Genomic DNA, 25300 nt, shown 5'->3' with positions numbered 1-25300 from the left:
TCAGGCGGCCTCCATGCCGGTGGCGGCCGCTTGGCCGATGATGCGGTTGTCGAGAAGTTTCGTCTTGCCGAAGCGGACGTAGAGAAGGACGAGCGCGTTTCTGTTGACCGTTTCGATGCGCTCCAGGGTCTGAGGGTCGCGGATGGCGACGACCTCCGGTTCTGCCAAGGGCTCGGTGCGCAGGAATTCCAAAAGCTTCTCTTCCAGCGTGGCGACGTTCCGGATACCCGTCAAAAGCAGGCGTTCGGCCTCTGCCAGCGTCTTCGGCACGATGACGGCAGCCGCGCGTTCGGCCGGCGATAGGTAGACATTGCGAGAGGAGCATGCGAGGCCATCTGCCTCGCGCACCGTCGAGACGGGCACAATCCGCACCGGCTGGGCGAGATCCTCGACCATCTTCTGGATGATCGTCACCTGCTGGTAGTCCTTCTCGCCGAAATAGGCGGCGTCCGGCTGGACGATGTTGAAAAGCTTGGAGACGACGGTCGCCACGCCGGCGAAGTGGCCGGGTCGGGCTTCGCCTTCCAGTTCAGAGCCGAGCTTCGGCAGATCGACCACCGTCTGCATCGGCTCCGGATACATCTCCGTGACTGAGGGCGCAAAGAGGAAATCCACGCCGGCATCGCGCAAGAGTGCGGCGTCGCGGTCGAGGTCACGTGGATACTTTTCCAGGTCCTCGTTCTTCCCGAACTGCAGCGGATTGACGAAGATCGACACCACGGTTGCGTCATTCTCAGCCTTCGACCGGGAGACGAGGCTCAGATGCCCCTGGTGGAGATAGCCCATGGTCGGCACGAAACCGATCGACTGGCCGCTTCTGCGACGGGCTGCGAGCTTTTCCCGCAAAGCGGCGATCGTGGTGATGATATCCATGACCGGGCGTCCTCCCTGTCTTGCTCTTGCGCCCGCCTCTAACGCGTGCCGCCAAAAAAGGCAATCGCACGAATCATTTGCAGTTCTGTCTTCAGATTCCGATTCGGCTGCTGTCGGTGATCTCCACGCCGGCATCCGCCATGGCGGAAAGCGCGTCCTCGACGCCTTTCGGATCGATGCCCCGGCAGCCATCGGCAATCAGTCGAACCCGGACCCCCGGCAACATTTCCACCGCATCGAGCGCTGAAAAGCGGACGCAATAGTCTGTGGCGAGGCCCAGCAGGTCCAGTTCGGTGACGTTCTTCGATCTCAGGAACTCAGCCAGACCCGTCAGGGCGGCACGATCATTGTCCCGGAAGGCGGAGTAGCTGTCGACCTTGGGGTTCTCTCCCTTGCGCTGCACGTGGTCGATGCGGCTCACGTCCAGGGCGGGATGAAAGTCTGCGTCCGGCGTGTCCTGCACGCAATGATCCGGCCACATGACCTGCGGTTGGCCGGAGAGCTCACCCATGTCGAAAGGCTTCTTGCCTGCATGCTGGGAGGCGAAGCTGCCATGATTGGAGGGGTGCCAGTCCTGTGACGCGATGACCAGATCATAGCCGCCATCGCGCATCAGGCGATTGGCGACTGGCACCACGGCGTCGCCATCCGCAACCGGCAGGTTTCCGCCCGGGCAGAAGCCGTTCTGGAGATCGATCAGCAGCAGGGCCTTGGTCATGTGAGGGAACTCCGCTTGTTGTGCGGCGCAAGATGGCAATGCATGGGGAAGGGATCAAGGGAAAGTTTTGGAAATTTCTACGCGGTGCGGACGCCGAACGATTGTTCCATCGGCGATGGAACAATCGTTCCGTTGCTCCGTTCGACTGGTGTCGCAGGTCCCGCCTCCCGCGCCTTACGACGCGTGGGACCATTTCGAATATTCCCAGACATGAATGGACTTGGTATGTTTTTGACCATCACCATCGGCATTTTCGCCCTGTTAGGGCTCGTGCTCGGGGTCGGCGGAGCGCAGCTCGCCGCCCTCGGTGGAAGTTTGTATTATCTGATCGCCGGCCTCGTTTTTCTGGCGACCGCTGTTCTTCTTTTCTTGCGCCGAGCGGAGGCGCTCTGGCTTTACGGGCTTTTCATTCTCGGCAGCCTCATCTGGGCGATCTGGGAAGTCGGGCTGGATTGGTGGCAGCTCGGTACGCGTGGCGGTCTGGTGGTGGTCCTCGGCCTCTGGCTGATGCTTCCCTGGGTGCGTCGTCGCCTTGGGCCGGAGCACCGCCGCGGGCGGGTCGCTGCTTCCGTTCTGCCCCTGGCGGTGCCGGTGCTGATCGCCGTCATCACAGCGGCCATCTCCCTGTTCTCCGACCCCTACGACCGTTCCGGCAGCCTGCCGACAGATCAGGTCGCGGCGGCTCCTACGCTGGGTGGCGATGTGCCGGATGGTGACTGGCACCAGTATGGCCGCACGCCCTATGGCCAACGCTATTCCCCGCTCACCCAGATCAATACTGATAACGTCAAGGACCTGAAAGTTGCTTGGACCTACCAGACCGGCGACGTAAAACAGCCGCAGGATGTCACCGAAACGACCTATCAGGTGACGCCGCTGAAGGTAGGCGACACGCTTTATGTCTGCACGCCGCACAATTGGGCCATCGCCATTGATGCCGCGACAGGCAAGGAGAAATGGAAATTTGACGCCAATGCCGGCCTCAACTCCGACCGGCAGCATCAGACCTGCCGCGGCGTCACTTATTATCAGGATCCGGCTGCAACGGCAGGAGCCGCCTGTGCTGCGCGCGTCTACCTGCCTACCTCTGATGCTCGCCTGATCGCGCTCGATGCTGCAACCGGTGCGGTGTGCCAGAACTTTGCCAATGGTGGCACGCTGCAGCTTGGCCAGGGCATGCGCTACAACCCGGCCGGCTACTACTACTCGACCTCGCCGCCCGTCATTGCGGCCGGCAAGATCATCATCGGCGGCGCCGTCAATGACAACTACTCGACGGAATCGCAGTCCGGCGTCATTCGCGCCTTCGACGTGAACACCGGTGAACTCGTCTGGAACTGGGACAGCGGTAATCCGACCCAGACGGCTCCGATCGGGGAAGGTCAGAGCTACACGACCAATTCGCCGAACAGCTGGTCCGTCTTTTCCGTCGACGAACAGCTGGGCCTTGTCTACATCCCGCTCGGCAATCAGGTGCCGGATCAGCTTGGCATGGGCCGGACGGAGGCCGTCGAAAAATACTCGTCCTCAATCGTCGCGCTCGATGTAAACACCGGTCAGGACCGCTGGGTCCGCCAGACCGTGCATCACGATCTCTGGGACATGGACGTTCCGGCTCAGCCGGTGTTGATCGATATCACCAACCAGGAAGGTGCCGTGGTACCAGCTCTGGTCGGGCCCACCAAGCAGGGTGACATCTATGTGCTCGACCGTCGAACCGGCGAGCCGATCATTCCGGTGCGTGAACTGCCGGCGCCGGGTGGTGCAATCCCGGAAGACTTCACCTCGCCGACACAGCCAATTTCGGACCTGACTTTCCGCCCGCCGACACTTGAGGAACGGAACATGTGGGGCCTGTCGATCATCGACCAGATGATGTGCCGGATCGAGTTCCACAAGCTCAAATACGAGGGGCAGTACACGCCGCCGTCGCTGAACGGAACGCTCGTTTATCCCGGCAATTTCGGTACGTTCAACTGGGGTTCGGTTGCGGTCGATCCGGAGCGGCAGGTGATGTTCGGCATGCCGACCTATCTGGCCTTCACGTCCAAGCTCGTGCCGCGCGCCGATATCCCGCCGAAGGGAGAAGGCGAGAAGGGTTCCGAGCAGGGGCTGAACCGAAACGAAGGCGCGCCTTATGGCGTGGTCATGGGTCCGTTTCTCTCTCCGCTCGGCATTCCCTGCCAAGCGCCGCCATGGGGCACGGTTGCCGGCGTCGATCTGCGCACCGGTCAGACCGCCTATCAGCATCGGAACGGCACTGTCTACGACATGACGCCACTGCCGCTGCCGTTCAAGGTCGGTGTGCCGGGTATCGGCGGCCCGATGATCACCAAGGGCGGCGTTGTCTTCCTGGGTGCGGCTGTTGACGACTATCTGCGCGCCTATGACCTGACGACCGGCAACCAGCTGTGGGAGGCGCGTTTGCCGGCCGGCGGCCAGGCGACGCCGATGACCTATGCGCTTGATAATGGCAAGCAGTATGTCGTGATGGTGGCGGGCGGTCACGGGTCCGTCGGCACCAAGCCCGGCGATTATGTGATCGCCTATACGCTGCCCGACTGAGGCCGGGCAGGCGCACGCAAAGCTCTTGAACACCCTCTGCCGCAAGGCAGGGGGTGTTCCGTTTTCAGGCAGGTTCCAAGGATCCCCGTAGCGCCGAAACGGAACATTAACCATGTGATTCTACACACGTCTTGTAACGTGAGGATGTTTCGCATGAGTAGCCAAGCCATGACCGGCCAGACCACCCCGACCATCGCCTTCTTTCCGCTTGCGAACCGCCGGGACCTGGTCCGCCGATCGGCTGTCGAACTCGACCGCCTCAACGGCTATGCCGCCAACGAATTCTGGAAGACCACCTGCCGCAGCCTTGGAAACGAACTCCTGGCGCTCGGATGCCCGGAAGACGAGATGCGCGCCGAGATCATGGATTTCCAGGCAGCCGTTCAGATCGAACTGATGTGGCTGCATCGCGAGGAAGCGGCGCAGGGCTGACCTCAGAGGTTCTGTGCGAACGGAATTTCCTGCTCGACTGAAGCCGCCAAGCCGGCACGCGGCTTGACCGCCAGACGGTAGCCGAACAATCGGGCGAGAGGCGAAAGAATGGTAAAGAGCAGCTTCTGCACCGCGATCGGCGGTCCGGCGATGTAGAGGTGATCCCGGAAAGCGTGAAGTGCCAGTGCGACAGGCAGCAGCTTCACCGCGCCGTCGGCCTTGAAATAGCGCGGCTCTTCCGACGTCCAGCGCGCCAGATTGAGAAAGAACCGCAGATGCTGCTGGGCGGTGGTAAACGTTACCGTCAGGTGCGTCTCGCCGTCGAAGTCGTTGCGAAAGAAGTGGCGGGCGCCCTTCGGCACCGTCACTGATTGCCCTTCTTTGGCATAATGCTCCCGACCGTCGATCATCACCATGACGCGGCCGCTATGGACGGTGAAGATCTCGTCGGAATGCGGGTGAATATGCTCCACCGCATTGCCGCCACCCGACCCACCTTGGCCGAGCACGACGTCGAAGTGGGTGATGCTTGTTTCGTCGCAAGGCTGAGTGAAGACGAAGGTTTCATTGTTGTAGGCATTCAGAATGCGGGTGCCGGCCGGGACGAGCGTCTCGCTCATGGGGACCTCCATGGGGTTCGGTTTGCTGACATTTTCAGCCCGGGAAGACTGTTCACGGGCGGTGGAAAGCCGTGTAAGTTTCCGTCGTTTCTAGTTCAAACACCGTTTTTGCCGCTGCATTCACCGGATTTGCATAACGTGACCGCACCGATGAACTTCGATGACCTGCGATACTTGTTGGCGGTCGCAGAGACCGGATCGACCCTGGCGGCCTCGCGGCTGCTCGGGGTCAGCCAGAGCACGGTGTCCCGCAGGATCGCTGCGCTGGAGGCATCCATTCAGGTGGAGCTTTTCGACAAGCGGCGAACCGGCTATGCCCTGACGGAGGCTGGCGGCGCTTTGCTCGCTCCGGCAGAAGCTGTGCGAAAGGCAGTCGACGGGTTTTCTGCCGCCGTTTCCAGCCTGGGGCGCGCGGTCAGCGGCACCGTTCGGTTCACGACTAATGAGGTGATCGCCACCGTCGTTTTGCCGCATCTGATCGAACGGCTGAGGGAGGCGCATCCCGGTATCCGGCTGGAGGTGGATACCAGCAACATCCTGCGCGATCTTGCAACGGGTGAAGCCGATATTGCGCTTCGGGCAGCGCCGGCTCCGACACATCCCGATCTGGTCGGGGTCAAACTCTTTGAGGATTACTGGAGCCTGTATTGCTCGCGAAGCTATAGCCAGCGCCACGGTAGCCCCCGTAGTGTCGAGGAGCTCGCTGGCCATGCTCTGATCGGGATCGACAGCCATGTGCGGGGCAGGGCGATCCTTGATTGGGTGCGGGCGCATTTTCCGGCAGAGCAGACGCTTCTGCGGCACAATTCCGTACCCGCCGTGTTCAGCAGCGTGCGCAATGGCGTCGGCGTCGGCCTGTGCTCCGAATTCATCGGGTCGCGCGATCCCGAGCTTGTCCTTTGTTTTCGCCCACCGGTGCCGCCGGCTGCCGAGGTCTGGCTGGTAACCCATGAGCGCTTGCGTCATCTGCCGCGCATCCGCGCGGTGATGGACACAACCCGGGCGCTCATCAAAGCGATGATGTCCACACCTTCTGACGTTTGAGCGGGATCGATTGGCGTCAGCGATTCTTGTCTGTTGGCAAAGCTCCCGCCTGCTTGCCTTGCCGGCGCGGCCTTCCTACAAGAACCTTCATCCCGGCACACTCCAATTTGAAGCAGCGACGATTTGGCCAAGCTACATTTCATCTATGCCACCATGAATGCTGGCAAATCGACGCTTCTCCTGCAGGCGGCCTATAACTACCAGGAGCGCGGCATGCGGGTCGCGACCCTGATCAGCGCGATCGACAACAGGGTCGGCAAGGGCTGGATCGGTTCGCGGATCGGTCTGAAGGCAGAAGCGGAGGCTTTCGGGCCGGAAGACGATCTTTTCACCGTGATCAAGGCGGATCATGAAAAGGCGCCGCTCTCCTGCGTCTTCGTTGATGAGGCGCAGTTTCTCACCTCAGAACAGGTCTGGCAGCTGTCGCGCATCGTCGATGTGCTCGACCTGCCGGTCATGGCCTACGGCCTCAGGACGGATTTCCGCGGAGAGCTGTTTCCCGGTTCAAAGGGGCTGCTCGCCATTGCCGATGAACTGACCGAGGCACGCTCGATCTGCCATTGCGGCCGCAAGGCGACCATGGTCGTGCGGCTGGGCGCCGATGGCAAGGCGCTCAAGGACGGAGCGCAGGTCATGATCGGCGGCAATGAGACCTATATGCCACTGTGCCGCCGGCACTGGCAGATGGCCTTTTCTGTGGAAGAGTGCGGTATCGCCGCGGAATAAGTCTCGAAGCCCCGGCGGCTTCGAGACCGTTACACATACCCTTGAAGCTCAAGCCTTCTCGACAAAACCGTCCAGCACCCGCTTCTGGCCGGCGCGATCGAAATCGATCGTCAGCTTGTTGCCTTCGATGGAGGCGATGTTCCCGTTGCCGAACTTGATGTGGAAGACGCGGTCGCCGACCGAGTAGCGGGATGGCTCCGTGCTCGTCGATTTCGCCACCAGTTCGCCGTCGATCGTGCGGGCCTTGGGGCCGCTTTCGCCATAACCGATGCGCTCGACGGAATGACCGGAGCGATTGCCCCAGTTGTCCCGGGTGGCGTCTGTCTTATTGGCCTGGGCGCGCTTCCAGCCGGGCGTGGTATAGTTGTTCTGGAACGGCTCCTGCTTGTCGAAGCGGGACTGGCCATAGGGGTTGCGACCGTAGCCGCCATAGGAGGTCTCGGCTTCCGCCACTTCGACATGGGCCGGCGGCAGCTCATCGAGGAAGCGCGAGGGCATGGTCGACTGCCAGAGGCCGTGGATGCGGCGGTTTGAGACGAACCACAGGTGGCAGCGCCGCTTGGCGCGGGTAATCCCGACATAGGCGAGGCGGCGCTCTTCCTCGAGGCCGGAGCGGCCGCCTTCATCGAGCGCGCGCTGGTGGGGGAACAGGCCTTCTTCCCAGCCGGGCAGGAAGACGGTTTCGAATTCCAGGCCCTTGGCTGAATGCAGCGTCATGATCGAGACGGCATCCAGGTTCTCGTTCTGCTCGACATCCATGACCAGCGAGACATGTTCGAGGAAGCCGCGCAGGCTCTCGAAGGCTTCCATGGAGCGAACGAGTTCCTTCAGGTTGTCGAGACGACCCGGCGCTTCCGCCGACTTGTCGTTCTTCCACATGTCGGTATAGCCGGACTCTTCGAGAACCTGCTCGGCAAGCTCCGTATGGGGCGTATTTTCCAGCAGTTCGCTCCAGCGGCGGAACATCATGACCACGTCGAAGAGGGCCTTGCGGGCCTTCGGCTTCAGCTCGTCCGTTTCGATGATGTCGGCCGCTGCCGCGAGCATCGGGATATCGCGGGCTCGGGCGTAATCGTGCAGGGCACGGATCGTCGTGTCGCCGAGGCCGCGCTTCGGCGTGTTGACGATGCGCTCGAAGGCGAGATCGTCGGCCGGCTGACAGATCAGGCGGAAGTAAGCCATGGCATCGCGAATTTCCATGCGCTCGTAGAAGCGCGGGCCGCCGATGACACGGTAGTTGAGGCCAAGTGTGACGAAACGATCTTCGAATTCGCGCATCTGGAAGGAGGCGCGGACCAGGATCGCCATGTTGTTGAGCGGATGCTTGTTTCGCTGCAGCTGCTCGATTTCCTCGCCGACGGCGCGGGCCTCTTCTTCCGAATCCCAGGCGGCATGCACCACGACCTTGTCGTCGTTGGGATCGACGCGGTCGGTAAAGAGGGTCTTGCCGAGACGGCCTTCGTTATGAGCGATGAGATGGCCGGCCGCACCAAGGATATGTTCGGTGGACCGGTAATTGCGCTCTAGCTTGATCACCTTGGCGCCGGGAAAATCCTTTTCGAAGCGCAGGATGTTGTCCACTTCCGCGCCGCGCCAGCCATAGATCGACTGGTCATCGTCGCCGACGCAGCAGACATTCTGGGGTACGCCCTGCGGGCGCTGGGCGAGCAGGCGCAGCCACATATACTGGGCTGTGTTGGTGTCCTGATACTCGTCGACAAGCACGTATTTGAAGCGCTGGTGATATTCTTTGAGCACGTCCGGATTGGCGCGGAACATGCGGATCGGATGCAGGAGCAGATCGCCGAAATCGCAAGCATTCAGCGTCTTCAGACGATTCTGGTAGGCGACGTAGAGTTCGCGGCCCTTGCCATTGGCAAAGGCGCGGGCGTCGCCTTCCGGAATCTGCGCGGGATCCAGGCCCTTGTTCTTCCAGCCGTCGATCATCTGGGCGAACTGCTTGGCCGGCCAGCGCTTGTCGTCCAGCCCTTCCGCCTGAATGATCTGCTTGATCAGGCGCACCACGTCGTCGGTGTCGAGGATGGTGAAATCCGAGGAAAGGCCGACCAGTTCGGCATGCCGTCTCAGGAGCTTCACGCCGATCGAGTGGAAGGTGCCGAGCCAGGGCATGCCCTCGACGGCGCCGCCTACCAGATGGCCGATGCGTTCCTTCATCTCGCGGGCGGCCTTGTTGGTGAAGGTCACGGCGAGGATCTGGCTGGGATACGCGCGGTTGGTGGCAAGGATATGTGCAATGCGGGTGGTCAACACGCGTGTCTTGCCGGTGCCGGCGCCGGCGAGCACGAGAACCGGACCATCGACGGTCTCGACGGCCTCGCGCTGTTCCGGGTTGAGGCCCGTCAGGTAATCGGGCGCGCTCGCCTGACCACGGGCGGCCATGGCGCGGGCGGCAATGCCCAGTCCGCCAGTCGTCGGTGCTGCGGGCGCCGCAGCCGGCTTGCGCGGCGCAGGCTCCTCGTCGAAGAAGGGAATATCGTCAAAACCGTTAGTCATGCGGCTCAATGTAGTGATTCGGGATTGAAAGGCCAGTGACGGCGTTCTGGTTTTATTCCCGCATGTCCCGTTCATCACCGGTTTTGGCCATTGTGCGAAGAATTTGCCGACGCGGGACGGCCGGCAGGCACAACGATCACGCGGGCGTGAATTTGCGTGAGGTTACAAATCAGTAAGCTTGCCGTGTGGCCATTGCCAGACACAATCTGAGCGCCATACTCCGTTCTCGTTATTTTCAAGTTTTTCATCTGGAGCCCTGCATGCCGCTTTGGAAGCAACTCACCATCAGTGTTGCGCTGATGTTTCTCGGACTTTGTGCCTGGGTCTATATATCGCCCGGCGCAGGTCAGAGCCTCGTCCAGATGGGCGTGCCGAAAGGCCTGGTGGCGCTGATTTCGGCTGGCGGAGCGGACGGAGCCGGTGACGGGGCGCCGGCAGGCGAACGCGGAGCGGGGCAGGGACAGGCTCAAGGTCAAGGTCAAGGTCAAGGTCAAGGCCAGGGGCGTCGGGGCGGCGGTGGTCGCGGAGACCAGAATATCCTCGTTGCGACCCAGCCGGTTGAAACGGCCGTGGTCAATGATCGGCTGAACGCCATCGGGAACGGCGAGGCTGTCGATGCGGTCACCGTGATGCCGCAGGCATCGGGCACGATCGAGGAAATCCTGGTGACCTCCGGTCAAACGATGAAAAAAGGCGATGTGATCGCCAGGCTCGACAGGGACGAGCAGGTGATCCTGCGGGATCAGGCGGTCGTTGCCTTGCGCAGCGCGACCGAGCGTGCCGAATCCTACAACAATCTGAAGAGTTTCTCCCGGCTCGACGTGCTCGATGCGCAGATCGCGAAAGAGCAGGCGGAACTGCAGGTGCGTACCGCAGAGCTGAACCTGAAGCGGCGCGACATCGTGGCGCCGATTGACGGGGTGATCGGCATCATCGCGGTCAGTGTCGGCGACAATGTTACGAATAGCAGCGCTATCGTGTCGCTCGACAACCGCGCGCAGCTGCTCGTGGACTTCTGGGCGCCGGAGCGCTTTGCGGTCGCGGTCAAGCCCGGCATGCCGGTCGAGGCATCGTCGGTTGCACGTCCCGGCCAGCGCTTCACCGGCAAAATTGATGCCGTTGACAACCGCGTCGATCAGGCAAGCCGCACCATCAAGGTGCGGGCGCGGATCGACAATCCGGATGACGTGCTGCGAGCGGGAATGTCTTTTTCCGTCACCATGGCTTTTCCCGGAGATCGGTATCCGGCCGTGAACCCGCTGGCTGTGCAGTGGGACGGGCAGGGGTCGTTCGTCTGGCAGATCGTCGACAACAAGTCCGTGAAGACGCGTGTTCGCATTATCCAGCGCAATTCCGATCAGGTGCTGATCGACGCTGCGCTGAAAGAAGGCGACGTGGTGGCGATCGAGGGGCTGCAGCGCGTGCGTGAGGGCGGGGCCGTCGAGGTTGCCAATGCGGATCAAGCCAAGGCGCCGGAGGTGGCGACACGATGAGCGCGACCGAGACGCCTCCCGAACAGTCGGGCCGCAATTTTACCGCCCTTTTCGTGCGCCGGCCGGTGCTGGCGGCGGTCCTCAATACACTTCTGGTCGTTGCCGGTCTTGCGGCACTGGCCGGCATCGAAGTGCGCGAACTGCCTGATGTCGACCAGCCCGTCATTACGGTCAGCACCGATTATGACGGAGCGTCTGCCCAGACCATGGACCAAGAGGTCACGAGGGTCATCGAAGGCGCGGTCGCGCGCGTCAGCGGTCTGAAGTCGCTGTCGTCTCGTTCGCAGTTCGGCTCCAGCCGCACGACGCTCGAGTTTTCTGACAGCGTCGATCTGGCCGTTGCCGCCAATGATGTGCGTGATGCACTTGGCCGGGTGCGCAATCAATTGCCTGACGATGTCGATGAACCGCGCATCGTGAAGGCGGATTCCGATTCGCAGCCGATCATGCGGCTCGCGGTCACGTCCACGACGCTGTCGATGGAAGACCTGACGCTGCTGGTCGAAAACGAGATCTCCGACCGCCTGGCCGCCGTCGACGGCGTCGCGGATGTCGAGATCTATGGCGACCAGGAAAAAGTCTTCCGTATAGACGTCAACCAGGCGGCCCTTGCCAGCCGGGGGCTGACGGTCGCCAATCTTTCGACGGCGCTGCAGAGCGCTTCACTCGATGTGCCCGCCGGCTCGCTCGAATCGCTGACGCAGGACATCGTCGTCCGCGCGACCGCGAGCCTGACCTCGGTCGAGGATTTCGAGAATGTCCTGATCGGCAGCAATGTCCGGCTGCGCGATGTTGCGACCGTCACGCTCGGGCCCGATGATGGCACGACGGCCCTCAGGTCGAATGGCGTTGCCGGCGTCGGTCTTGGCATCATCCGCCAGGCACAGTCGAATACGCTCAGCATTTCGAGCGGCGTGCATGCGGCGGTCGACGGCCTGAAGGACGTCTTGCCGGAAGGCACTCGGATCGTCATCAGCAGTGATGATGCGGTGTTCATTCAAGGCGCGTTGCACGAAGTTGAAATCGCGCTGTCACTGTCGGCGGCCATCGTTCTCGTGGTGCTTTTCCTCTTCCTGCGCGACTGGCGGGCAACGCTTATCCCGGCGCTCACCATGCCGGTGGCGCTGATCGGGACCTTGGCGGCCATCTATCTGGTCGGCTTCTCGATCAACATCCTCACGCTGCTGGCCATCGTTCTTGCGACCGGTCTGGTGGTCGACGACGCCATCGTGGTGCTCGAAAACATCGTACGCCGCCGTGCCGAGGGCATGGGGCCGCGGGCTGCTGCCGTGCTCGGTACCCAGGAGGTGTTCTTCGCCGTTCTCGCGACGACGGCAACACTTGCCGCCGTCTTCGTGCCGCTCTCTTTCCTTCCGGGACAGCTCGGTGGCCTGTTTCGCGAGTTCGGCTTCGTGCTCGCCTTTGCCGTGCTCCTGTCTTCGGTCACCGCCCTGACACTGTGTCCGATGATGGCATCGCGCATGCTGGGCCAGGCGAAGGATGAAAATCGTGGGATCCTTGGAAGCTTCGGAAAGCGGTTCTCATCCGGCTACCGCCGCAGCCTTGGGGCCTGCCTGCGTAATCCGCTGATTGTGGTCGTGGTCGCCACGATGTTCTCAGCCGCCGCCTATGCCACCTTCACCACGATCCGAAGCGAGCTGACGCCGCGCGAGGACCGCTCGATGGTGATGATGCGGCTTTCGACGCCGCAAGGATCGAGCCTCGCTTATACCCGCGATCAGGTTCAGCGGGTGGAGGAAAATCTGAAATCCCTTGTCGACAGTGGCGAGATCCGCAGCATCTTCTCGATTTCCGGTCAGGGCTCGTCGAACAGTGCCTTCATGGTGATGACACTTGCGCCCTGGGACGAGCGTACCCGCACACAGGACCAGATCGTCCAGGACGTCAATGCTGCGGCGGCCAAGGTGCCGGCGTTGCGGGGCAACGTCTTCCAGTCGAACAGTCTGCGCATCCGTGGTGCCGGCAGTGGGCTGCAGATGGCGATTGTCGGCAGCAGCCATGAGAAGCTGACGGAAGCGGCGATCCAGATCGTCGATCAGATGCGCAACTCGCCTCTGCTGCAGACGCCGCGCCTCGACAATGAACCGACCCAGGCGCAGATCTCGGTGACCATCGACCGGGAGCGCGCATCGGATCTTGGTGTGGACATCAATGCGATCGGCACCTCGCTACAGGCGCTGCTCGAAGGGCGTTCGGTCACGGATGTCTTCATCGACGGCAATTCGATCCCGGTGCGTCTGGTGTCAAGCACTCAGCCGATCAATGATCCGACCGATCTCGAAAGCATCTTCCTCACGACCTCTGATGGCCGCGTCGTTCCGATGTCGACGATCGCGTCGCTTGAGGAGAGGGCGGTCGCTCCGCAGTTGAACCGGGAGCAGCAGCTGGCATCCGTATCGTTCTCCGCAGGCCTCAATGACGGTGTGGCGCTGGGCGATGCGGTGAGCGCCGTCAAGGCGATCGCCGAGCCGCTCCTGCCGCCGGGGTCGCGACTGGTGCCTCTTGCTGAAGCTGCGACGCTTCAGGAGAACTCCTATGGCATGGCGCTCACCTTCGGCTTTGCGATCGCGATTATCTTTCTGGTACTCGCAGCGCAGTTCGAGAGTGTGATCTCCGGCCTGATCATCATGGCAACGGTGCCGCTTGGGCTGGCCTGTGCCGTCTTTGCGCTCGTCATCACCGGCTCGACGCTCAACGTCTACAGCCAGATCGGCCTTGTGCTGCTCGTCGGGGTCATGGCGAAGAACGGCATCCTCATCGTCGAATTTGCCAACCAGTTGCGTGATCGCGGGCAGAGCGTGCGCGAGGCGATCGAGAATGCCTGCGCGATCCGCCTGCGACCCGTGATGATGACCATGATCGCGACCGTGCTGGGTGGGTTTCCGCTGCTTCTCGCACAGGGGGCGGGCGCCGAGGCGCGTATCGCGCTTGGCTGGGTGATCGTCGGCGGGCTTGGCTTTGCGACACTGGTGACGCTCTACATCACGCCGGTCGCCTATCTGTTGCTCGCCCGCTTCTCCAAGCCGCATGCCCATGAAGAGGCTCGGCTGAAGCGCGAGCTCGATGACGCCAATCTGAAGGGTGCGAATGATCCGGGAGAAGCGCCTCGGATAGCCGCTGAATAACAGAGGCACCTCGTTTAAAGCGGCGTGGCGTTTCTGCCGCTGGACAATGAAATCCGCCTATCCCATAGCAGGGACGATGCCTCGCAGGTGGCGTCGGGTTTGCAAATACGGGAGGCGACGGAATGGCTCGCAAGGATGTGATCGACGGCACGCGCAACGAAGAGGGGATCGCGAGCGCCCTGCCGATCCTCAAGCAGCGCTTCGGGGATCGCTTTCAGACAGGGCAGTCGTTTCGCGAGCAGCACAGCCACACCACGACCTATCTGCCGTCGCAGCTGCCCGACGGCGTCGTGTTCGTCGAGCAGACAGCCGATGTCCAGGAGGTGGTGCGGATTTGTGCCGCCCATCGCGTACCGATCATCGCCTTCGGAACGGGATCGTCACTGGAAGGGCAGGTCAATGCGCCGTCCGGCGGCATCTCCATTGATTTCAGCCGGATGAACCGCATTCTGCAGGTCAATGCCGAGGACCTCGATTGTACGGTGGAGCCGGGTGTGACCCGGGAAGACCTCAACACCTATCTGCGCGATACGGGGCTTTTCTTTCCCATCGATCCCGGCGCCAATGCCTCGCTCGGCGGCATGACCGCAACCCGCGCCTCGGGCACCAATGCGGTGCGCTACGGGACGATGAAGGACAATGTGCTGGCGTTGACCGTCGTTACGGCAGATGGTGAGGAGATCCGGACCGCACACAGGGCGCGTAAGTCGTCGGCCGGTTACGATCTCACCCGGCTCTTCGTTGGTTCGGAAGGCACGCTCGGGCTGATTACCTCGATCACGCTCCGGCTGCAGGGCATTCCGGCCAAGATCGGCGGCGGCGTCTGCGCTTTTCCGACGCTGGAAGATGCCTGCAATGCCGTCATCATGACCATCCAGATGGGTATTCCGGTTGCCCGCATCGAATTGCTCGACGAGATGCAGATCCGCGCCTGCAACGCCTATTCGAAGCTCTCTTATCCCGAGCGGCCGACACTTTTCGTCGAGTTTCACGGGACGGAAGAGACGGTCGCGCTGCAATCTCAGCAGTTTGCCGAGATCGCTGCCGAATTCGGCGCCGATGCCTTCCAGTTCACGGCGAATGCCGAGGAGCGCGCGCAGCTGTGGAAGGCACGGCACAACGCCTATTGGGCGAGCCGTGCGTTGGCGCCGGAACTTGCGGCACTCTCGACCGATGTCTGCGTGCCGATCTCGCGGCTCGCGGAATGCGTGGCTGAAACCCAGGCGGATATCCAGGAACAGGGCTTCCTGGCACCGATCGTCGGCCATGCCGGCGACGGAAATTTTCATGTCCTTCTGCTGTTCGATGACAAGGATCCGAAGGGCGTTGCGCAGGCCGAGGCCTTTCTCGAGCGGCTGAATGGGCGGGCGTTGGCCATGGACGGGACCTGCACCGGGGAACATGGAATTGGTCAGGGCAAGATCAGTTATCTGACCCAGGAACTGGCCTCTGCTCTTCCCGTCATGCGGGCGATCAAGGCGAGCCTCGATCCGCACGACCTGTTCAATCCGGGCAAGATTTTTCGCGTCTGACTACAAGACCTTACGGCTTGCTACCACGGCGAATTGGGTTACCCTGCGGCCGAAATCAAGGGAGTGGCATTGGTGCTCGGACGCATACTGGTTACGCTTGGCGGTCTTCTGGTGGTGGCGCTGTTTTCCGCCCTGCTCGCGCCGTTCTTCGTCGACTGGACCAATTTTCGGCAGGATTTCGAGGACCGCGCCAGCCAGTTGCTCGGCAAGAAAGTCGTCGTGCATGGAGCGGTCAGCGCCCGCATCCTGCCCTTTCCGTCGGTGACGATGGAAGACGTGACCGTCGGCACCGATGTCGATGGATCGCCGCTGGTGACGGTTGCCCGCTTCTCCCTCGATGCCGAGCTCGCGCCCTTCCTGTCGGGCGAAGCGCGTATCTTCGACATGCGGATCGAGCAGCCCAAGGCCCGGATACGGCTTCTGGCCGACGGTACCCTGGACTGGTTGCGCGGCAGCCGCCCAACCATCCCGGCGCGGACAGTCATTCTTGAAAAGGTCTCGGTGACCGGAGGTCATATCGAATTCATCGACGAGCAATCCGGTCGCAACCGTATCCTGTCTGACCTCGACGCCGATGTTTCGGCCCGGACCCTTGCCGGCCCCTGGTCGGTCTCCGGACGCGCGTCGCTTGATGGGGAGGTCGGTGGCTTTGCCCTCACCAGCTCCGAAAGTACCAATGATGCCCTGCCGATCCGGCTGAGGATCGAACCGGATGCGCGGCCCTTCGACGTCTCGCTGGAGGGGGAGCTTGCGCTCTCGGAGGGGCGGCCGATTTACAAGGGCCAATTCCTGTCGACGTGGAAGGTGGCTGAGGCTGAAGCCTCTTCAGCTAATGGGGAGGCCACCGTCCCGGGGCCCAGACTGCGCGGCGCCTTCGAACTGACCAATGAGAGCGTCACGGTTCCATCCTATCGGCTGGAACTGGGAGATGTGGCCGATCCTTACGTCATCACCGGCGAGGCCAAGCTCGATACCGGCGCCAAGCCGGAGTTTTTGCTGACAGCGGAAGGGCAGCAGGTGGACGTCAACCGGCTTGCGGCCGATGGCAGTCGAGCGGCAAAGACGGCGCGCAACGGTGCGGTTTCGCTTCAGCAGCGGCTCGCGCTCCTCATGCAGACGGCGGCAAAAATTCCCGTTCCCAACGTGCCTGGCCGCGCCACCCTGAAATTGCCGGCGATTGTCGCCGGTGACACCGTCTTTCGCGACATCCAGCTCGATGTGCAGCCGGCTGGAACTGGCTGGACGATCGATCGCGCCGTTGCGGTGCTTCCGGGCCGCACGCAGGTTGAGGCGAGCGGGCGGCTCGCTCTGATCGGTAGTCCTTCATTCGAAGGCAACCTGCTCGTTGCATCGACGCAGCCGTCCGGGCTTGCAACCTGGATTTCCGGCAAGGTCGATCCGGCAATTCGGCAGTTACGATCGGCGGGCTTTTCAGCGACCGTCAATCTGACACCGGAATTGCAGCGTTTCGAAAAGCTGGAAGTCGCCGTTGGCGACGAACCGCTGAAGGGCCGGCTGGAACGCGAATCGCCGTCTGGTGCTGCGCCCAATCTGTCTGTGGAGCTTTCCGGTGCAGGGCTCGATCTGGATGCGGCGCGCGCAATCGCAGCGCTTGTCATCGGCGAGGATGCCGAGCGCAACCTGCTGGCGGAGCGTGTGGCGGCGCGGCTGAAGATCGACAGGCTTGCGGCCTCGGGAATTGATCTGCGCGATGTGGATAGCATCGTCAGCTACCAGGGTGACAGGCTCTCGATCGAGCGTCTGAATGTCGGCGATGTCGCAGGTGCCTCGATCGGCATCACCGGGTCGATGGCTTTGGAGGCCGGGGTCTTCAATGGCGAGGGCCGGATATCGCTGCGCTCGGAAGACCCGACGGCGTTTCTGGCATTGCTGAACGAGCGCTTTGCCGGGCGGCCCGTGCTCGCCCGCCTTGCGGAGAGCGCAGACTGGTTTGCCGAGACGGACATGACCGCAGATCTCGTCCTGAACAAGGATGACGGCGTGCGCATCAACGGCGGCGGCCGGACGAACGGCAGCCGCGCGACCTTTGCACTTGCGGCACCGGATATTATGGCGCTCGCATCGGGTGCCGGCCGCAGCATTGACGTGAGCCTGGAAAACGAGGAGGCACAGGTGCTGATGGGGCAGGCGGGCCTTGCGCCACTGCCCTGGCCGATCGGCGAAGGCGGCAGGCTCAGCCTGACTTTGAAAGGCAAGGATGCCCGCACAGCGGAGACGGAAATCCGTTTTGACGGCGCCCGCTCGACACTGGCCGCGACTGGACAGCTGACAGCTGTCGACGGTCCGCGCCTCCTGGATGGTGCCTGGGACGTCTCTCTCAAAAGCGCGGATGCGGGCCCCTACCTGATGGCGCTCGGCGCGGGGCTACCTTCCATCGAGGCGGGCGTCGCACTTGATGCGCAGGCGTCTCTCGGTGTGGCGGACGGCCAGGTGACGGTCGACAAGCTGACCTCTACGATTGCGGGACAGGCGGTGAACGTGGCGGGAACGGTGGATCTGCGCGGAGCCGTTCCGGTTGCCAAGGGCTCCGTCTCGCTGGACAGCCTCGACCTTGAATGGCTGGCCGAGACCATGCTCGGGCCCGTGCACGATCCGGCTACGGGTGTTCTCGTTGCCGCGCCTCTTGCCAAAAGCGCTGTTACGGCCGATCTCGATCTGGATCTCAAGGCAAAGCAGGTCTGGCCGGAGATCGGGGAGGCGATGACGGATGTTTCGGCTAAGCTTGCCGCCAAGGCGGGAGAGCTGACGCTTGACGAGGTTAAGGGTTCCTGGCTCGGCGGGGCGATGGCGGGGCGGCTGTCGCTCGCCAATAGCGACGGCAATGGCTTCCTGCAGTCACGCCTCGATCTCAAGGGAGCCGACCTCAAGCGCAGTCTGAACGCCTTGCGCATCGAGCGTGGTCTCGATGCCTCCGATGTTCTGTCTGGTCCCTTCGACCTCACCTTTGTCGGTGAGGGTGGCGGCAAGAGTGCGGCCGAACTGATTGGAAATGCGAGCGGATCGGGCGAAATGAGATTGCAGCAGCTGAAGGTCGGGAACCTGGATCTCGCCATCCTTCCCCTTCTCATTGAGCAGGCAGATGCGCTCGGTACCGAGCTCGACCAGGACAAGGTCCGGGCGATGACGACGGAACTTCTGTCCGGTGGGGAAACGGTGGTCCAGGGGCTGAAACTCCCCTTTGCGCTCTCGGATCATACCTTGCGCGTCCAGAATGCCGTTACCGAGACAGGTGCCGCGAAACTCGATGGCACAGCACGGCTCGATCTGGAGCAGGGTGTGGTGGACGGCGAAATCGGCGTTGCGCTTTCGCCCGGCGATCTTGCGCTGGATGGGGCTGCACCGAATTTCCGACTGCTGTTGCAGGGCGATGCCCTTTCACCGGAGCGGGTGGTGGATGTGACGGAGCTTACTAATTTCCTCTCGCTGCGCGCTTTCGAGAAAGAACGTCGCCGTGTCGAGGCGTTGCAGTCGAGCGTGCTGGAGAAGCAGAGATTGCGGCGGGAGGCAGCGCTTGCACGGGCGAATGCCGAACGTCGGGTCCGTGCCGAAGAAGAGGCACGGCAGCGGGCTGAAGCAGAGCGCCTGCTGCAGGAGCAGCGGCAAACGCTTGAGGCCGCTCCGGCGGAGGCGGGCGCGGCGGAGCCCTCGGCAACGACGACGGAGAGTGTCCCGGAGGCGCCACTCTTGCCTGTGCCTTCAGAGGAACGCGTGGTGCGTCAGCCGCTCCCAAGCATGAAATTCGATGACCTGCCAGGCGTACAATAAATCACCCGTAGGATCTGCGGGTGTGCAGTTTCGTAACACGTTCGCAATGACGGTCCCTGTACAGGGACGGTGGCATCAGACGTAAGCGTAGCGCTCGCCGAAGGGCACGTCTTCCGGATTCTCCGGCACATTGGTGGTGCCGATCTTGTCGCTTTCACCCGACATGCGATGGTTCGCCTTGCTTTCCGGCGGAGGTTCGGGGCGCTGGGTCTGGTCTTCACCCGAGGCAGCCTTCGCCTGGGCGAGCTGGGCCTGAAGCTTGGCAAGTTCATTGCGCAATTCGGTCAGCTGCTGATTGATCTCCGCTTCGTCGTCCGAAGTCTCGGCGGAAGACAGGGCCTCTTCCTGCGTGGAGATGCCTTTCTGTACGCTGGCGATCTGGGCCTTGATTGCCGCAGTCGAGTCCTTGGAGCCGCCGGTCGAAAGGGTTTGCGTCGCACTGGTGCTGGAGGTGATGGCTGTCGTCATTTCAAAAGTCCTGTCGATAAAATGGCCGGATAGAGTTCTTACCGGCGGACGCTGAAATATCGCCGAAGCTCGAGAGGTTCAAACTAGGGTTCGAGGTATCTCGATGAGGCAATGCTACCGCTAACATATTAAATAAGTACGTGTGGCGTACCTATTTCTCCCGATCAGAGGCTGATATCTCGGTCTTTATTGCCTGCTTGAGATGCGCCAGGACATAAAGACGCAAAGCGGAAGAGAGATTGGCACCTGCGGGACGATGCTCGTCGACTTCGGCGATCAAGGCGGCGAAGCTAATCGACCGTTCGGCAGCGATGGTGCGAAGTTCGGTTAGAAAATTATCTTCGACCGAGAAGCTTGTCCGGTGGCCATGCAAGGTAATCGAGCGCTTGCGGATCATGGAGGCTGCAGCCTTCGGGCTTCAATGAGCGACGAGGCCCATGCGGCGGGTGACGATGACCTTAGGTCTCGGTGGGTTTCTCAATGCGGCCCTGATCCAGTTGCTTTGCGGCTTTTTCGTTTAGGGTACGGGTCAGGGTCTTTTCGGCCTTGGTCCGGCCATGGGTCAGGCGGTTCTGTTCGGCTGTCGCCTCGCGTTCTGCCCGCGCCTTCGTCTTGCGGAACTGGCGGAGATTGACGATGTCTGCAGCCATTCTTATCGTCCCGTGATGGAGAGCCGGCCTTTCGGCCGGCTTCGTTGGGTGCGTTACTGCTTCTTGCGGAAGGCGTCGAGCGAGACGACGGAGCCTTCCTTCTTTTCGTCGGAAACCGTCGCGTCCGATTCTTCCGCCTTGCTTGCCATGTCGAGCGGATAGGCGGTGATTTCGGCCTCGCCTTCGTCTTCCTCGGCCAGCGGCACGTCGAATTCGAGCTCGAAATTCACCGAAGGGTCATAGAAGCCGCGGATGGCGTTGAAGGGGATGACCAGCTTTTCCGGCGTGTCGGAGAAGGAAAGGCCAATCTCGAACAGGCTGTCGGTGACCTTCAGTTCCCAGAACTGGTGCTGGATGACGATGGTCATCTGCTCGGCATACTTCGCCTTCAGATGCTGCGAGATTCGCACGCCCGGTGCCCCGGTCAGGAAGGTGATGAAGAAATGATGGTCGCCGGGAAGACGGCCCGTGGCAGCAACTTCGGTCAAAACCTTGCGGATGACACTTCTCAGCGCGTCCTGGGCCAGAATGTCGTAGCGAATGTGGTCGTGCCCCATCAGATCCTGTCTTTCCTTCTCATGCCGTTTGGACGGCTATATGCCACGGCGCGTCGGTGGCGAAAAGCCCCGTCACGCGAAAGCGCTTCGCCGGAGGATACATCATTTCAACGCGTTCCGGTAGGCGCGACATGACAGTGCATGTGAGGGAAGAATAAATTGGGAGAAGGGGAGGTTAGGTGAAGGCTTCTGTTGCCAGGTGCCTTCGGACCCCGCCTCAAGGGGCTAACCTAGAGGACTTGGTTCGGATTTCCCGCACCGCCATTAGGCAGCGAGAGCATAACCCTTAGCGTTGTTGTCGTTTGCAACTACACTTGTGACCCGATAACGGCGGTATCATGCCGAGCAAAAGTTCGATCTTTACGCCCTTGTCGATCCTATTTCGCCCCCATCAAAAGCCGGTCTGAAGAGAGATCAGATCCGACCGGTTTTTGGTGGAGGCGCCGGGTACCGCCCCCGGGTCCAATAGGTTTATTACACCGACCGTTTATTGCCATAGCCGGAGCAAGCCCCGGCACGAGTGATATAGGTGTTTCCATCCTCCATGAAAAGAGGGCACGGGCAACTATCGCGCGCCGCTTCGCGTTCGACCGCTCATCGGCACTGGTTGCGGAAGACGATGTAATCGCCGGTCTGGTCGCTGAAATACTTGATCACATACCCTTTCTTGCCGCTATCGCCGGCGGGAACGCGGCAGCGCAAACCCCATTGCGGCGTCTGCCGGCATGATTCGACCAGGAAACATTGGCCGACTTCGAACTTCCCGATAATCGGGCTCTTCATGTCTTCCTTAGCGCGGATGTTCAGCTGGTTGAGCGCTTGGACACGCACCGGACCATTTCCGGTAAACGGCGGCACGAGGTCGGTTGCCTCGGCGCAGCGGTCGTTGTCATAGCGGCGGCGGCAGTTCTCTCTGCGTGCCGGTGGTGCTGCCGGTGCCTGAACGATGCGGGGCGTACCGATCCGCTGACCGCTCGCCGGTTTCAGGGTCACCAGGCTGCCATCATTCAGCTGCCCCATGAGGACCCCTCTGTTCGGCTGCAGCGTCGCGATTAGGAAGTTGTTGGTGCCGAGGATGGTCAGGCCGTTGCCGTTCGGTGCCCAGACCCAGGCAAAGGACATCGGCCCGACACAGGTATAGGTCGTCGCCTTCAACTGGCCGCCCATGGCCTGGCCGGAGAGATTGATGCTGCAGGCGCCGAGCGGGCCGCCCTCCACGGTCCAGTTGCCGACAAAGTCCTGAGGCGCCTGTGCCGTCGCCGGTGCAACGTTGCAGAACAGCGTCAGCCAAGTGACCAGCATTGCGACCATGGTGGGCGTTCTCATCTCTCTGTCTCCCTGTGTTTCAGTACATGGTTGTTCATCGGAGAGGCGAAGCGGATTCGGCTAGTCCAAAATCTGCCGGTATCTCTGCTGGTGAGCGGGATGCATGCCAGACAACCACAGTTTCGTCCTTGTGGCTCAATCGGGGAAAAGGGGTCGTGACCGCTTGGTTTGCGGGGGAGGAGGCGTTAGAATGAGACATCCATCACGACTCGCCAGGGACCCATGCACCAGTATCACGACCTCCTTCGCCATGTGCTGGAGACCGGCAGCGATCGCGGTGACCGCACCGGCACCGGCACGCGCTCCGTCTTCGGTTATCAAATGCGCTTCGATCTTGCTGATGGCTTCCCCGTCGTCACGACGAAGAAGCTGCATCTGCGCTCGATCATCCATGAGCTGCTGTGGTTCCTGAAAGGCGACACCAATATCGGCTACCTGCGCGACAACGGCGTGACCATCTGGGACGAGTGGGCCGACGAAGATGGCAATCTCGGGCCGGTCTACGGAGCTCAGTGGCGCTCCTGGCCGGATTACGAAGGCGGCCATATCGACCAGATCGCCCGGCTGATCGAAGGCATCAAGACCAATCCGAATTCGCGTCGGCATATCGTATCGGCCTGGAACCCGGCGCTCGTCGACGAAATGGCACTGCCGCCCTGTCACTGTCTGTTCCAGTTCTATGTCGCCGACGGGCGGCTTTCTTGCCAGCTTTATCAGCGCTCGGCAGACATCTTCCTTGGCGTGCCATTCAACATCGCTTCCTACGCGCTGCTGACCCTCATGGTGGCGCAGGTGACGGGGCTGGAGCCGGGTGAGTTCATCCATACCTTCGGCGACGCCCATCTTTACGCGAACCATTTCGATCAGGCGAAGCTGCAGCTCACGCGGACACCGAAGGCGCTGCCGGTGATGAAGCTCAATCCCGATGTCAGGGACATCTTCTCCTTCACCTATGACGACTTCACACTTATCGGCTATGAGGCCGATTCCAGCATCAAGGCGCCGATTGCTGTCTAAGCGACCGGCGAGAGCTTCATGACCGACATCAAGACCCTGATCATCGTCGCGGTCTCGCGCAACGGGGTCATCGGACGCGACGGCGACATGCCCTGGCGCTTGTCCACCGATCTGAAGCGGTTCAAGGCGCTCAGCATGGGCAAGCCGCTGGTGATGGGCCGCAAGACGTTCGAATCCGTTGGGTCAAAGCCGTTGCCGGGACGGCCGCATGTCATCGTCAGCCGGAGTGCCACGTTCGATATGCCAGGTGTCGAGACCGCGGCGACGGTCGAGGACGGGCTGAAACGTGCGCGCGCACTTGCCCGGGAGGCGGGTGTCGATGCGATCTGCATTGTCGGCGGTGGTGAGATCTATCGGCAGACGATAGCGCTCGCCGACGAGCTGCACGTGACCCATGTCGAGACCGATCTCGACGGCGATACGCATTTTCCCGACATCGATCCTGAACTGTTCGCGTTGGTGGAAGAAATGTCCGTTCCGGCCGGGGAAAAGGACAATTACCCGACGCGCTACGCGATATACCGTCGCAGGACCGGCCGATAACGGAAAATTTGCCCTGTCTTCGGAAGAAGTTGGCCGCTTCGCGTTGAAAGGCCGGGCTGCGATACCTATAACGCTCTGGAACCTTTCGTGATGCGGCTCTCAACCGTCGCGACCGCAAGGACTTGGGAGCGATTTACAGCAAAGAGGTATGAATGCCCTGGAGCAATCAAAACGGCGGCGGCGGCGGTCCTTGGGGCGGCGGCGGCGGCGGTAACAATCAGGGCCCCTGGGGGCAGGGGCCGAACCGGCCGCGTGGCGGCGGCGGTGGCGGCAATCAGCCCCCCGATCTCGAGGATCTTATCCGTCGTGGACAGGACCGGCTGCGCAATGTCGTGCCCGGCGGCTTCAACGGTGGTGCCTTCGTCATCATCGGCCTTGTGCTGATCGCATTCTGGGCGATCCAGGCGATCTATACCGTTCAGCCGGACGAGCGTGGCGTTGAACTTCGCTTCGGCAAGCCGAAGGAAGAAGTCTCGATGCCGGGCCTTCACTTCCATCTCTGGCCGGTCGAACAGGTCGAGATTGTCAAGGTCACCGAACAGCAGCAGAATGTTGGCAGCCGTGCCACATCGAACAATCCGGGTGCCGGCCTGATGCTTTCTGGCGATCAGAACATCGTCAGCGTGCAGTTCTCGGTGCTGTTCACCGTGTCTGATCCGCAGGCCTATCTGTTCAACCTCGAAGATCCGTCGCAGACGCTGCAGCAGGTCGCCGAAAGCGCGATGCGTGAAGTGGTCGGCCGCCGTCCGGCGCAGGACGTCTTCCGCGACAACCGCGAAGACATCTCGACCCAGGTGCGCGACATCATTCAGGGCACCATGGACAATTATGGCGCCGGCATCGCGATCAACGCTGTTCCGATCGAAGACGCAGCCCCGCCGCGCGAAGTGGCCGAGGCCTTCGAAGAAGTGCAGCGCGCACAGCAGGACGAAGATCGTTTCGTCGAGGAAGCCAACCAATACGCCAACCAGCGTCTTGGTCAGGCCCGTGGTCAGTCGGCCCAGATCCGCGAAGAGGCAGCCGCCTACAAGGATCAGGTCGTCAAGGAAGCGGAAGGTGAGGCCCAGCGCTTCATCTCGATCTATGACGAATATGCCAAGGCGCCAGACGTGACCCGCCAGCGGATCTATCTGGAAACCATGGAGAATGTCCTGCGCAATTCGAACAAGGTGATCATCGACGAAAAGCAGGGCGTCGTGCCGTATCTGCCGCTCAACGAAATCACGCGACAGCCGGGAACGCAGGCGGGCAACCAGCCTGGCGGCCAGTCGGCAACGGGAGGCAACTGAT

Annotated in this window: 20 protein-coding genes and 1 other RNA gene; 11 read left to right on the top strand and 10 right to left on the bottom strand. The window is 61.8% G+C overall.

Features of this window, described 5'->3' with window-relative positions:
- Both panC and pncA read right to left on the bottom strand, forming a co-directional pair.
- Complete coding sequence (gene panC, locus ASE36_RS10315) at nt 1-873, bottom strand: pantoate--beta-alanine ligase (RefSeq protein WP_062278933.1); 873 nt, start codon at nt 871-873, stop codon at nt 1-3.
- 91 nt (nt 874-964) lie between these two features.
- On the bottom strand, nt 965-1591 hold the full coding sequence (gene pncA / locus ASE36_RS10310) for a bifunctional nicotinamidase/pyrazinamidase (RefSeq protein ID WP_062278931.1): 627 nt from the start codon (nt 1589-1591) through the stop codon (nt 965-967).
- 225 nt (nt 1592-1816) lie between these two features.
- Between pncA and ASE36_RS10305 the strand changes: the two genes are divergently transcribed.
- Together ASE36_RS10305 and ASE36_RS10300 are read left to right on the top strand one after the other, a co-directional pair.
- Entirely contained in the window at nt 1817-4156 is a 2340-nt protein-coding gene (locus tag ASE36_RS10305) for a glucose/quinate/shikimate family membrane-bound PQQ-dependent dehydrogenase (protein WP_062278929.1), read from the top strand.
- 153 nt (nt 4157-4309) lie between these two features.
- Nucleotides 4310-4588: a DUF6074 family protein gene (locus ASE36_RS10300; RefSeq protein ID WP_062278928.1), complete on the top strand. Its 279-nt coding sequence runs from the start codon at nt 4310-4312 to the stop codon at nt 4586-4588.
- 2 nt (nt 4589-4590) lie between these two features.
- On the opposite strand, the gene ASE36_RS10295 is transcribed toward ASE36_RS10300, so the two are convergent.
- Nucleotides 4591-5208 carry a cupin domain-containing protein gene (locus ASE36_RS10295; RefSeq protein ID WP_062278926.1) on the bottom strand — a complete coding sequence of 206 codons (618 nt, stop codon included), beginning with the start codon at nt 5206-5208 and terminating at the stop codon, nt 4591-4593.
- 138 nt (nt 5209-5346) lie between these two features.
- Here ASE36_RS10295 and ASE36_RS22575 point away from each other — a divergent pair, with 138 nt between their 5' ends.
- Nucleotides 5347-6252, top strand: a complete 906-nt coding sequence (locus ASE36_RS22575) for a LysR family transcriptional regulator (RefSeq protein WP_162244212.1) — start codon at nt 5347-5349, stop codon at nt 6250-6252.
- A gap of 123 nt (nt 6253-6375) precedes the next feature.
- Nucleotides 6376-6978, top strand: coding sequence for a thymidine kinase (locus ASE36_RS10285; protein ID WP_062278922.1), 603 nt, complete (start codon nt 6376-6378; stop codon nt 6976-6978).
- Nucleotides 6979-7026: 48 nt separating this feature from the next.
- Here the strand turns inward: ASE36_RS10285 and ASE36_RS10280 are convergent, their stop codons facing one another.
- Entirely contained in the window at nt 7027-9492 is a 2466-nt protein-coding gene (locus ASE36_RS10280) for an ATP-dependent helicase (RefSeq protein WP_062278919.1), read from the bottom strand.
- Between the two features lie 260 nt (nt 9493-9752).
- Here ASE36_RS10280 and ASE36_RS10275 point away from each other — a divergent pair, with 260 nt between their 5' ends.
- The 4 genes from ASE36_RS10275 to ASE36_RS10260 all read left to right on the top strand — a co-directional run bounded on the left by ASE36_RS10275 (nt 9753) and on the right by ASE36_RS10260 (nt 19449).
- Nucleotides 9753-10985: an efflux RND transporter periplasmic adaptor subunit gene (locus ASE36_RS10275; RefSeq protein WP_062278917.1), complete on the top strand. Its 1233-nt coding sequence runs from the start codon at nt 9753-9755 to the stop codon at nt 10983-10985.
- The gene (locus ASE36_RS10270) at nt 10982-14131 is read left to right on the top strand and encodes an efflux RND transporter permease subunit (RefSeq protein ID WP_062278915.1); all 3150 of its coding nucleotides are present in this window, start codon (nt 10982-10984) and stop codon (nt 14129-14131) included. The genes ASE36_RS10275 and ASE36_RS10270 overlap by 4 nt, the downstream gene beginning before the upstream one ends.
- A gap of 122 nt (nt 14132-14253) precedes the next feature.
- A complete protein-coding gene (locus ASE36_RS10265) occupies nt 14254-15663 on the top strand; it encodes an FAD-binding oxidoreductase (protein ID WP_062278913.1) in 1410 nt (469 codons plus the stop codon).
- A gap of 72 nt (nt 15664-15735) precedes the next feature.
- Entirely contained in the window at nt 15736-19449 is a 3714-nt protein-coding gene (locus ASE36_RS10260; protein WP_062281216.1) for an AsmA family protein, read from the top strand.
- A 75-nt stretch (nt 19450-19524) separates the two neighbouring features.
- Here ASE36_RS10260 and ASE36_RS10255 read toward each other — a convergent pair whose 3' ends face one another.
- The 6 genes from ASE36_RS10255 to ASE36_RS10230 form a co-directional block, all read right to left on the bottom strand.
- Nucleotides 19525-19917: a FlxA-like family protein gene (locus ASE36_RS10255; RefSeq protein WP_062278911.1), complete on the bottom strand. Its 393-nt coding sequence runs from the start codon at nt 19915-19917 to the stop codon at nt 19525-19527.
- Between the two features lie 151 nt (nt 19918-20068).
- The gene (locus tag ASE36_RS10250; RefSeq protein ID WP_062278908.1) at nt 20069-20314 is read right to left on the bottom strand and encodes a ribbon-helix-helix domain-containing protein; all 246 of its coding nucleotides are present in this window, start codon (nt 20312-20314) and stop codon (nt 20069-20071) included.
- Between the two features lie 61 nt (nt 20315-20375).
- Complete coding sequence (locus ASE36_RS10245) at nt 20376-20567, bottom strand: DUF4169 family protein (protein ID WP_062278906.1); 192 nt, start codon at nt 20565-20567, stop codon at nt 20376-20378.
- Between the two features lie 53 nt (nt 20568-20620).
- The gene (locus ASE36_RS10240; protein ID WP_062278904.1) at nt 20621-21124 is read right to left on the bottom strand and encodes an SspB family protein; all 504 of its coding nucleotides are present in this window, start codon (nt 21122-21124) and stop codon (nt 20621-20623) included.
- Between the two features lie 178 nt (nt 21125-21302).
- Nucleotides 21303-21679, bottom strand: a transfer-messenger RNA (tmRNA) gene (ssrA, locus tag ASE36_RS10235).
- Nucleotides 21680-21718: 39 nt separating this feature from the next.
- On the bottom strand, nt 21719-22450 hold the full coding sequence (locus tag ASE36_RS10230; RefSeq protein WP_156378628.1) for an AprI/Inh family metalloprotease inhibitor: 732 nt from the start codon (nt 22448-22450) through the stop codon (nt 21719-21721).
- Between the two features lie 222 nt (nt 22451-22672).
- Here ASE36_RS10230 and ASE36_RS10225 point away from each other — a divergent pair, with 222 nt between their 5' ends.
- The 3 genes from ASE36_RS10225 (at nt 22673) to hflK (ending at nt 25299) form a co-directional block, all read left to right on the top strand.
- Nucleotides 22673-23467 carry a thymidylate synthase gene (locus ASE36_RS10225; RefSeq protein ID WP_062278900.1) on the top strand — a complete coding sequence of 265 codons (795 nt, stop codon included), beginning with the start codon at nt 22673-22675 and terminating at the stop codon, nt 23465-23467.
- Between the two features lie 18 nt (nt 23468-23485).
- On the top strand, nt 23486-24010 hold the full coding sequence (locus ASE36_RS10220; protein ID WP_062278898.1) for a dihydrofolate reductase: 525 nt from the start codon (nt 23486-23488) through the stop codon (nt 24008-24010).
- A 152-nt stretch (nt 24011-24162) separates the two neighbouring features.
- On the top strand, nt 24163-25299 hold the full coding sequence (gene hflK, locus ASE36_RS10215) for an FtsH protease activity modulator HflK (RefSeq protein WP_062278896.1): 1137 nt from the start codon (nt 24163-24165) through the stop codon (nt 25297-25299).
- Nucleotide 25300: the final 1 nt, after the last annotated feature.

Source organism: Rhizobium sp. Root274, assembly GCF_001429245.1.
In the GTDB taxonomy this organism is placed as follows: domain Bacteria; phylum Pseudomonadota; class Alphaproteobacteria; order Rhizobiales; family Rhizobiaceae; genus Allorhizobium.
The sequence above is the reverse complement of the archived record's forward strand: the minus strand, read 5'-3'. Positions and strand labels throughout refer to the sequence as shown.